Here is a 10,337-nt window from a genome sequence, read left to right on the forward strand (position 1 = left end):
GGTACGGGACCGGCGGGCGGTGCTGTGACAAGGCTCAGCGACCGTTGAAGGCGTCCTTCAGGCGGGAGAAGAGACCCTGCTGTCCCGGCTGGAACTGGCCCGTGGGCCGCTCCTCGCCGCGCAGCTTGGACAGCTCCCGCAGGAGGCGCTCCTGCTCGGGATCCATCTTCGTCGGGGTCATGACCTCGACATGCACGATCAGGTCGCCGCGCCCGCCACCGCGCAGGTGCGTGATGCCGCGCCCGTGCAGCGGGACCGACTGGCCGGACTGGGTGCCCGGCCGGATGTCGATCTCCTCCAGACCGTCGAGCGTCTCCAGCGGCACCTGGGTGCCCAGCGCCGCGGCGGTCATCGGGATGGTGACCGTGCAGTGCAGATCGTCGCCGCGGCGTTGGAACACGGCGTGCGACAGCTCGTGGATCTCGACGTACAGGTCGCCGGCGGGGCCGCCGCCGGGGCCGACCTCGCCCTCGCCCGCGAGCTGGATCCGGGTGCCGTTGTCGACACCGGCGGGGATCTTCACGGTGAGGGTGCGCCGCGAGCGGATGCGGCCGTCACCGGCGCACTCGGGGCACGGGGTCGGCACGACCGTGCCGAAGCCCTGGCACTGGGGGCAGGGCCGCGAGGTCATGACCTGGCCGAGGAAGGACCTGGTGACCTGGGAGACCTCGCCACGGCCGCGGCACATGTCACAGGTCTGCGCGGAGGTGCCGGGTGCGGCGCCCTCGCCACTGCAGGTCGTACAGACGACCGCGGTGTCGACCTGGATGTCCTTGGTCGTGCCGAAGGCCGCTTCGGAGAGGTCGATCTCCAGGCGGATCATCGCGTCCTGGCCGCGCCGGGTGCGCGAACGGGGTCCGCGCTGCGACGCCGTACCGAAGAACGCGTCCATGATGTCGGAGAAGTTGCCGAAGCCACCCTGTCCGAATCCGCCCGCGCCACCGCCGCCGGAGGCGGACAGCGGGTCGCCGCCGAGGTCGTAGACCTGCTTCTTCTGCGGGTCCGACAGCACCTCGTAAGCGGCGTTGATCTCCTTGAACCGCTCCTGGGTCTTCGGATCCGGGTTGACATCCGGGTGCAGCTCGCGTGCGAGCCGACGGAATGCCTTCTTGATCTCGTCCTGAGATGCGTCGCGGCGCACGCCGAGTACGGCGTAGTAGTCCGTGGCCACTTACGACTCCGCCAGGATCTGTCCGACGTAACGTGCCACTGCGCGTACCGCTCCCATCGTTCCGGGGTAGTCCATGCGGGTCGGTCCGACCACGCCGAGTTTGGCGACTGCCTCGTCGCCCGAACCGTAGCCGACCGCGACGACGGACGTGGAGTTGAGGCCCTCGTGGGCGTTCTCGTGCCCGATCCGTACGGTCATGCCCGAATCCGTTGCCTCACCGAGCAGCTTCAGCAGCACGACCTGCTCCTCCAATGCCTCCAGCACCGGCCGGATCATCACAGGGAAGTCGTGCCCGAAGCGGGTGAGGTTGGAGGTGCCGCCGATGATCAGCCGCTCCTCCGTCTCTTCGACCAGAGTCTCGAGAAGGACGGAGAGCACCGTCGACACGGTTCCCCGGTCCTCGGATTCGAAGGACTCCGGCAGGTCCTGCACCAGCCGCGGGACGTCCGCGAAGCGTCGTCCGACGACCCGGCTGTTCAGCCGGGCCCTCAGATCGGCCAGTGACGTGTCACCGAACGGTGCAGGGCAATCGATCATACGCTGTTCGACCCGGCCCGTGTCCGTGATCAGCACGAGCATCAGCCGGGCCGGAGCCAGCGACAGCAGCTCCACGTGCCGGACCGTCGACCGGGTCAGCGAGGGGTACTGCACGACGGCGACCTGTCTGGTCAGCTGGGCGAGCAGCCGGACCGTGCGGCTCACGACGTCGTCGAGGTCGACCGCGCCGTCGAGGAAATTCTGAATTGCCCGGCGCTCCGGCGACGACAGGGGCTTGACGCCCGCGAGCTTGTCGACGAAGAGCCGGTAGCCCTTGTCCGTCGGAATGCGCCCCGCACTCGTGTGCGGCTGAGCGATGAAACCCTCGTCCTCCAGTACCGCCATGTCGTTGCGGACAGTCGCCGGGGAGACCCCGAGGCTGTGCCGCTCCGTGAGCGCCTTGGAGCCGACGGGCTCCTCGGTGCCGACATAGTCCTGGACGATGGCGCGCAGCACTTCGAGTCTGCGTTCGCTGAGCACCGCGCACACCTCCAGCTGTGGTTCTTCGGCGTCTGCCTGGCACTCTGTGCGTTCGAGTGCCAGCAATCCCCCCCGGTCAGTGTACGGGGGCGGGGTGGGGCCGGGGCAAGGGCGACCGGCCATGCCGTCGCGGGACTGCGCAGGTCGTTGCCGATAGCGTCGCCGTATGGACGTCTCTTGGGAAGAGTTCGGCTGGGAGCGGTTGGGCAACGGTACGGGGCGGCGACGCCTGCCCGTCTGGGACGCGACGGCCGCGCTGGTGGCCGGGGCGGACGGCGTGCTGCTCTACGACACGGGTTCGACGCTCCGGGAGGGCGTCGAGCTGCGGACCCAGGCGGAGGGCCTGCTGGGCCGGAGGGTGACGCATATCGCACTGAGCCATCCGCACTTCGACCATGTGCTGGGCACCGCTGCCTTCTCCGGGGCGGAGGTCTACGGAGCGGTCGGCACGGCGGATCTGCTGGCGCGGGGGGCCGGGGAACTCCGCGCGGACGCGCTGCGGCACGGAATGAGTGAGGCGGACGCCACGGCGGCCACGGACGCGCTGGTGGCCCCGCGGCATCAGGTGAGCGGCGAGTGGACGCTCGACCTCGGCGACGGATTCCAGGTGCTGCTGGCCAATGTGGGCCCCGGTCACAGCGGTCACGATCTCGCGGTGCTGGTGCCGGGCTCCCCCGTCGTGGTGCTCTGCGGCGACCTGGTCGAGGAGTCCGGCGAACCGCAGGCGGGCCGGGACGCGGTCCCCACGCACTGGCCGGCCGCGCTGGACCGGCTCCTGGAGCTGGGCGGCGAGGACGCGCTGTACGTGCCGGGGCACGGGGCGGTCGTGGACGCGGCGTTCGTACGGGCACAGCGTGATCAACTGGCCGCCCGCTTCGGCGTGTCGTGAACGGGCCCCCGTTTATCGTCGTGCCATGCGCAGCTACCAGCCGGATCTGACTCCGCCGTGGAAGAAGTCCGCCCCCGCCCCCGAGGTACCCGCCGAGCCCGATCTGGTCGTCGAGGAGGCCGTCAGCGGCTTCTGCGGGGCGGTGATCCGCTGCGAGAGGACGGCCCAGGGACCGACGGTCACGCTGGAGGACCGCTTCGGCAAGCACCGGGTCTTCCCGATGGAGCCGCGCGGCTTCCTGCTGGAGGGCAGGGTCGTCACGCTCGTGCGCCCGTCGGCCGGCGGCCCGGTCCGCCCCTCACGTACGGCCTCCGGCTCGGTGGCGGTCCCCGGGGCGCGGGCACGGGTGGCGCGGGCGGGCCGGATCTATGTGGAGGGGCGGCACGACGCCGAACTCGTCGAGCGGGTCTGGGGCGACGACCTGCGCATCGAGGGCGTGGTGGTGGAGTACCTGGAGGGCGTCGACGACCTCCCGGCGATCGTGCGGGAGTTCGCGCCCGGTCCGGACGCCCGGCTCGGTGTCCTGGTCGACCATCTGGTGCCCGGTTCCAAGGAGTCCCGGATCGCCGCTCAGGTCACCGACGCGCACGTGTTGGTGGTGGGACATCCGTACATCGACGTCTGGGAGGCCGTGAAGCCGTCGTCCGTCGGCATCCCCGGGTGGCCGGTGGTACCGCGCGGCCAGGACTGGAAGACGGGCGTGTGCCGTGCGCTGGGCTGGCCGGAGAACACGGGCGCGGCCTGGCAGCACATCCTCTCGAAGGTCGGCTCGTACAAGGACCTGGAACCCCAACTTCTGGGCCGTGTCGAGGAATTGATCGACTTCGTCACCCTTCCTGCCTGATGTCCCGGGACCGTTGAGGAGGATCCGGTACCGATCCCCGTGAACACCTGCGCCGCACACTGACCATCCGTTATTGAGGGATGACGGCAGGGCCGGGCTCAGGGGAAGGCACGGGGGCGGATGACGCGCGAAGTGTGGCGGGACAGTGCGGAGAACGAGGCGGCCTCCGCCGTCTTCCACCTCATGCAGCAGCTGATCGACCAGTACCGGGTCAACCGGCCGGTGATGCCCCTGGTCGTGGCGCAGGCACAGGACGCTGCCGCCGGCCCGGAGATCGACGGCAGGGTCCAGCAGATCGTCTGCCAGGTCCACCGGGCGAACCAGCTGCGCCGGGTCCCGGTGAAACTCCTCGACGCCGGCGGCGCCACCCCGTACGAGGCGGCGCTGTCCATGGTCCGCACCCTCACCGAGCGGCCCTGGGAGACCCGGGGCGCCTCGCAGTACAAGCCCTTCACCTTTCCCCGCTCCCGGCTGCTCGCCGCCATCGAGCAGGCCACTGCGACGGTCGTCGCGCAGCCGGACTGGGGTGGTGCCCGTGAGCGCGACGAACGGATCCTGGAACAGCTGGGCAGCCTGCGCTGGCGGGCCAGCCGGTCGGGGCGCAACAACTGGTGGGACTCGCTCCGCGCCTCGGTCCGTCCGGAGACCTTCCTGGGGGCCGTCTTCATCGCCGTGCTCAGCGTGCTGCTGGGCGAGATCGGCTGGGTGCTGACCGCCCTGGTGGCGGCCGCGGCCCTGTTCGGCCTGGCGGTCGTGCGGCTGATGACGAGGGCTGCGCCGCCGCTGCTCTGGCTGCGCCCGGCCAGCCGATGGCTCGCGACCACGTCGTCCCTGGCGGCGTCGAGCACCGCGTATCCGTCCGACGGCTGGTCGCGTTTCTCCCCCAGCGGTTCCTGGCGAGTGATCCGGGCGCGGGCCGCCGCTGTCGCGGAGCGGGTGGCCGACGCGGGGGCCGGCGACGAGCACGCGCGCCAGTTCCACCTGGAACTGCGGGTCCAGGCGCTGCTGGAGGACCTGCTGGACAGCTACCGGGCGCACGCCCTGGACTGGCGGCGCAGCAAGCGCACCGTTCCGCCGGTGGTGTTCCTTCCCACGGCCACACAGGACAACGGCGGCGTCCTTCTGATCAACGCCATCAACAACGTGCGCTCGCGGCGCAGCGAGGTCGATCCGCTGCTGCTCCTGGCCTCCCTGCCGGCCGACCGGATCATGCGGCACACCCCGCCGCTGCCTCCGGAGCCGCCCGCGAACGCCGGCGCCGGCTCGGGAGCCCGCGCACGGTACGAGAGCTGGGTCGAGGACCTGAGCGTCGGCCAGGCTCCCGCGGCGGCCGTGTCGCTGGCCTGGGTGCTGCGGCTGCCCCTCCCCACCGAGCAGCTGACCCACGAGCACGCCTATCTCCAGCTCGTCACCCACCGGGTCCGGCGGACCTGGGCCTGGTGGGTGATGTCGGGCAGGACCGTCACGCTCGTGCTGGTCGGCGCGCTGCTGGGGACCTTCCTGTGGAGCCAGCACTGGAAGGAGACGTACTGCTACGGCCCGCTCGTCGGCCGCAGCACGGACGCGGTCAGAGTGGCCGGTCCCGGGGGCACCAAGGAGTGCGTCGGGGTGGCGACCGCCTCCGAGGTGCGCTTCGCCGAGGGGAACGCCCTGCAGCTGAACGGGGTGGGCAAGGGCGTCACCTTCGAGCGGATCGAACAGGCGATACGGGAGCAGAACGCGGGGATCCAGCCGGACGCGCCGCACGTCACCGTCGTCTACGCGGGCCCGCTCACCGGCACCGACACGAACAAGGAGGACACCCGCAAGGGCTTGGAGGAGCTGACCGGCGTCTACCTCCACCAGCGGTTCGTCAACGACACGGCGAATCGTTCCGTCAAGCTCCGGGTCCTGACGGCCAACGGCGGCCAGGACATGCTGCGGCAGACGACGGCGGTCAAGAAGATCATCGAGGTCGCCCGGCGGGACTCCTCCGTCGTAGGCGTGGTGGGCCTCGGCCGGAACACCACGGACAGCGCGAAGGCCACCGGACTCCTCCAGCGCGCCGGACTGCCCGTGGTGGACACCACGAACTCCGGCAGCGACCTGGCCCGCGAGTTCCCGAACTACTTCGGCCTCGCCGCGACCGACGAGGAGCAGGCGGACGCCGTCGGGCTGATCGCCGGCCAGCTGGCGGACCGGCTGGACGATCCGCAGGCCGTCGTCCTGTCCAGGAAGGTGGGCAACGAGGACAAGGACCGCTACACCACCGAGCAGCGCAGGGTCGGCCTGGAGATGCTGAAGGAATCCGGCTTCGCCCTGGCCGCCGACACCCGGTACTCCTTGTCCAAGGACGGCGGATCGGCCAATCTCGACGCGCCCCTGCACTCGATCTGCGGGGCGGAGCGCGTACCCGACGCCCTGTACTTCGCCGGCCGGGTCGAGGACGTCAACACACTGATGTCCGGACTCGGGCAGACGGCCGGCTGCTCGGACAAGGCCATCACGGTCTTCACCGGCGACGACCTGGCCAAAGCGCGTTTCGACGACTCGACGAAGCTCGCGGACAAGGTCACGCTCTACTACGGCGCGCTCGCGCCGATGAGCCAGGGCGGCGGCCGGGCGTTCTACGAGGACTCCCGCAAGACGCTGGAGTCGCTGCTCCCCGAAGGGCAGCAGCTGCCCGCTCTGCCGAAGGAGCGCCCGTACGAGGACCAGATGTTCGCCAGCGGGCAGATCGTCATCTCCTACCAGGCGACGGCGGCCCTCTACGCCGCGGCGACCCGCAGCGACACTCCGCAGAGCGCGGCGGAGACCTGGGCGACGCTGTACTCGGTGGCCCTGCACGACATGCCGACCGGGACCATCACCTTCCGGGGGACGACTCCCTACGCCGACCAGAAGGTGCACGGCCTGAACGTCGTCGAGGTCACGCGCCCGGGGCCGGACGCGCGGAGCCGCATCGTGTGCGGCCGGGCGGCGGGTGGCGGGGCGGCGCTCACCCGTGCGGACTGTCCGGTGCCCTGAGGGCTCTCCAGGGGCCGTAGAAGCCTCCCCCTGCGCGGCCCTTCGAGGGTGCACGGGCCGGTGCGGGGCCTCAGTCCACCAGGTCCCGCACCACGGCGTCGGCCAGCAGCCGGCCCCGCAGTGTGAGGACCGCGCGTCCCTCACCGTAAGGTCCGGGCTCCAGCAGCCCGTCCGTCACCGCGCGGCCGGCCGCCGCGAGGCCCGCGGGGGCGAGCAGTGAAAGCGGGCAGCCCTCGACGAGCCGCAGCTCCAGCAGAATGCGCTCGACCCGCCGGTCCTCGTCGCCGAGCACCTCGCGGCCGGCCCCGGGCGAGCGGCCCTCGGCCAGGGCCTGCGCGTAGGCCCCGGGGTGCTTGACGTTCCACCAGCGCACCCCGCCGACGTGGCTGTGCGCCCCCGGTCCGGCGCCCCACCAGTCGGCCCCGCGCCAGTACAGCTCGTTGTGCAGGCAGCGGCCCTCGGGCGTACGGGACCAGTTCGACACCTCGTACCAGGAGAAGCCCGCGGCCGCCATCGCCTCGTCGGCGATCAGATAGCGGTCGGCGTGGACGTCGTCGTCCGTCATCGGGACCTCGCCCCGTCGGATACGGCGGGCGAGCTGGGTCCCCTCCTCGACGATCAGCGCGTACGCCGACACATGGTCGGGCCCGGCGCCGATCGCCGCTTCCAGGGAGGCCCGCCAGTCGTCGTCGGACTCACCCGGTGTCCCGTAGATCAGGTCGAGATTGACGTGTTCGAAGCCGGCCTCACGGGCCTCGGCGACACAGGCCTCGGGCCTGCCGGGCGTGTGGGTACGGTCCAGGACCTTCAGGACGTGCTGCCGGGCGCTCTGCATGCCGAAGGAGACACGGTTGAAGCCGCCCTCCCGCAGCGCCGCGAGATACGCCGGATCGACGGATTCCGGATTGGCCTCCGTGGTGATCTCCGCGTCCTCCGCCAGCCCGAACTCCTCACGGATCGCCGCGAGCATCCGGACGAGGTCCGCGGCGGGCAGCAGCGTCGGCGTACCGCCTCCGACGAAGACCGTGCGGACCGGACGGGGGTCGTCGCCGAGCACCTTGCGGGCCTGGCGGACCTCCTCGACCAGATGGGCCGCGTAGTTGTCCCGGGACGCCAGGGCGCCGCCGGAACCGCGCAGCTCGGTCGCGGTGTAGGTGTTGAAGTCGCAGTAGCCGCAGCGGGTGGCGCAGTAGGGCACGTGCAGGTAGAAGCCGAGCGGCCGGCCGGCGGCGCCTTCCAGGGCATGGCGGGGCAGCGCCCCGTCGTCGGGCACGGGCTCACCATCGGGCAGTACGGAAGGCATACCGTCCATTGTCACTCGCCGGCGGAGCTGTCCCGCACATCCGCGTGTCCGTCGACCTGGATCACCATCAGGGCCAGGTCGTCGTCGGGCGGGCGCTCGGCGAAGGCGTGGACGGCCCGCTTGATCCGGTCGGCTATCCCGGCGGCCGGAAGCCCCGCGCAGCCCGCCAGGACCTTCGCGAGGCCGTCGCCGTCGTCGAACATCAGCCGCCCCGAGCGCCGCTCCGTCACCCCGTCGGTGACGCAGAGGAGGCTGTCACCCGGTGCCAGGTCGAAGCTCTGGCTGCCGTACGCCACATCCTCGACGACTCCGAGCAGCACCTGCGGCTCGGCGGCGGGGCGTACGGAGCCGTCGGGTCGCAGCAGGAGCGGGAGCGGATGGCCGGCGCTCGCCACCGTGCAGCGCACACCGCCGTCCGGGAGTGGCACGAGGTCGCCGTACAGCAGGGAGAGGAAGCGGGACTGGTAGCCGTCCTGGATCTGCTCGCCGCCCTGGAGCTGCTGACCGCCCGCCGCCGCGACCATGAGGGCGGCGGCCTCGGCCGCCTCCATGGCGTCGTCCAGGAGGAGCCGGTTGAGCCGGTCGAGGACCTCTCCGACGCGGAAGCCCTCCCGGGACAGCAGGCGCAGCCAGGGCCGGGCGAGGCCGGTGACGACGGCGGCCTCGGGGCCGCTGCCCTGGACGTCTCCGAGCACGAAGCACCAGCGGCCGCCGGGGCACGGGAAGAGGTCGTAGAAGTCGCCTCCGACCACGCCGTCGTCCCCCGGCTCGTACACCAGGGCACTGGTGACTCCGGGTATCTCGGCGACCTTGCTGGGCAGCAGGCCGCGCTGCAGGATGCGGCTGATGGTGGCCTGGCGGGTGTAGGCGCGGGCGGCGCCCACGGCGAGGCCCACCCGGCGTACGAAGTCCGCGAGGAGGGCGGCGACCGCGTCGGGAATGTGGTCGGCGCCCTCGCGGCCCACGAGGACGGCGCCGAGGGTGCGGCCGCCCGAGATGATGCGGTGGGCGAGCGCGGCGCCCGTCCCGTCCCCGCGCGCCGCCGCGGCGCCTCCCGGCCACGGCATGGGTACGGGGCCGGTACCGACGCTTCCGGGTAAGCGGAGCGGCTCCTTCTCCAGCGCGGGGCGCAGCAGCGCGGTCCGCGCCTCGTCGCTGTGCCAGACACCCGCCAGCCTGGGAACGGCCGCCGGGCCGCCGCCCTCGCTCTCCAGCCATATCGCACACCAGTCGGCGAGCCGTGGCACCAGGAGCCGGCCCGCTATCGAGGCCACTTGGTCCTCGTCGAGCTGGCCCGCCAGCAGGCCGGAGGCCTCGGCGAGGAAGGAGAGCCCGCCGCGCCCTGCCCAGCCCGCGTCGTCGCGTGCGGCGTGCCCGGCCGCAGGGGTGAGGATCCCGCCGGCGCGCAGACCACGCCTGCGGGTGGCGTCGTCGGCGGCCGGGGTGTCGGGCAGTCCGTAGCGGTCGTCGCCGGGGAGGCGCGCCCAGACGGTCTTGAGTCCGGTGCGGTAGGTGATGCCCCAGGATTCGGCGAGGGTGGCGACGAGCTGAAGCCCCCGGCCGTACTCGGCGGGGTCGGGCCGCTCGGCACGGCCGTCGCGCACCGACCGGGCGGGATGGTGGTCGGTGATCTCCAGCACCAGCGCGGCCGGCTCGGGCCCGGCCGAGTCCTCCAGCCTGATGAGCAGCTCGACCGTCGTACCGGCGTGCACGACCGCGTTGGTGACCAGTTCGCTGGCCACGGTCAGCGCGTCGTCGGTCAGCCGTTCGCCGAATTCACCGGTGGAGGGCAGGCCGAGACCCGTCCAGTCGGCGAGCGCTGCCCGGACGAATCTGCGGGCCGCGGCCGAGGCCTGCGGGATTCCGGGCAGGCTCGTGCGGGCGACCGGACGCGGATCGTCGCCCGGGCCGGCGACGACGGTGCCGGGACGCTGGACGATGTCCCGCTGCAAGGGAATGGGCCCCACGGTGCGGCTCCTGACAGTCTCGCGAAACGCCGCTGACGTATCCCGACAGAGTGACAGACCGGGCGTACCCATAAGCGCCGAGTGACGGAAGTTGCCGGAGCGGAACCGGAACGAGCCGGGGCCGGTGGGTGCTCCCGCAC

General features: G+C 72.0%; 7 protein-coding genes. 3 read left to right on the forward strand and 4 right to left on the reverse strand.

Going from position 1 to position 10,337, the window contains the following annotated elements:
* Positions 1–34: 34 nt before the first annotated feature.
* Positions 35–1,171, reverse strand: a complete 1,137-nt coding sequence (gene dnaJ / locus ACFWFI_RS36030; protein ID WP_329211207.1) for a molecular chaperone DnaJ — start codon at positions 1,169–1,171, stop codon at positions 35–37.
* The gene (hrcA, locus tag ACFWFI_RS36035; RefSeq protein ID WP_387398765.1) at positions 1,172–2,188 is read right to left on the reverse strand and encodes a heat-inducible transcriptional repressor HrcA; all 1,017 of its coding nucleotides are present in this window, start codon (positions 2,186–2,188) and stop codon (positions 1,172–1,174) included. It lies immediately after the preceding gene.
* A 166-nt stretch (positions 2,189–2,354) separates the two neighbouring features.
* Between hrcA and ACFWFI_RS36040 the strand changes: the two genes are divergently transcribed.
* From ACFWFI_RS36040 to ACFWFI_RS36050, 3 genes are all read left to right on the forward strand, one after another.
* Complete coding sequence (locus ACFWFI_RS36040; protein WP_387398767.1) at positions 2,355–3,077, forward strand: MBL fold metallo-hydrolase; 723 nt, start codon at positions 2,355–2,357, stop codon at positions 3,075–3,077.
* Between the two features lie 25 nt (positions 3,078–3,102).
* Positions 3,103–3,921, forward strand: a complete 819-nt coding sequence (locus ACFWFI_RS36045) for a DUF3097 domain-containing protein (RefSeq protein ID WP_387398770.1) — start codon at positions 3,103–3,105, stop codon at positions 3,919–3,921.
* 120 nt (positions 3,922–4,041) lie between these two features.
* A complete protein-coding gene (locus ACFWFI_RS36050; protein ID WP_387398772.1) occupies positions 4,042–6,927 on the forward strand; it encodes an ABC transporter substrate-binding protein in 2,886 nt (961 codons plus the stop codon).
* Positions 6,928–6,997: 70 nt separating this feature from the next.
* Here the strand turns inward: ACFWFI_RS36050 and hemW are convergent, their stop codons facing one another.
* Both hemW and ACFWFI_RS36060 read right to left on the reverse strand, forming a co-directional pair.
* On the reverse strand, positions 6,998–8,230 hold the full coding sequence (gene hemW, locus ACFWFI_RS36055; RefSeq protein WP_387398774.1) for a radical SAM family heme chaperone HemW: 1,233 nt from the start codon (positions 8,228–8,230) through the stop codon (positions 6,998–7,000).
* A gap of 11 nt (positions 8,231–8,241) precedes the next feature.
* Positions 8,242–10,197, reverse strand: a complete 1,956-nt coding sequence (locus ACFWFI_RS36060; RefSeq protein ID WP_387398776.1) for a SpoIIE family protein phosphatase — start codon at positions 10,195–10,197, stop codon at positions 8,242–8,244.
* Between the last annotated feature and the right edge of the window lie 140 nt (positions 10,198–10,337).

This window comes from Streptomyces sp. NPDC060209 (assembly GCF_042728155.1).
Classification (GTDB): Bacteria; Actinomycetota; Actinomycetes; order Streptomycetales; family Streptomycetaceae; genus Streptomyces.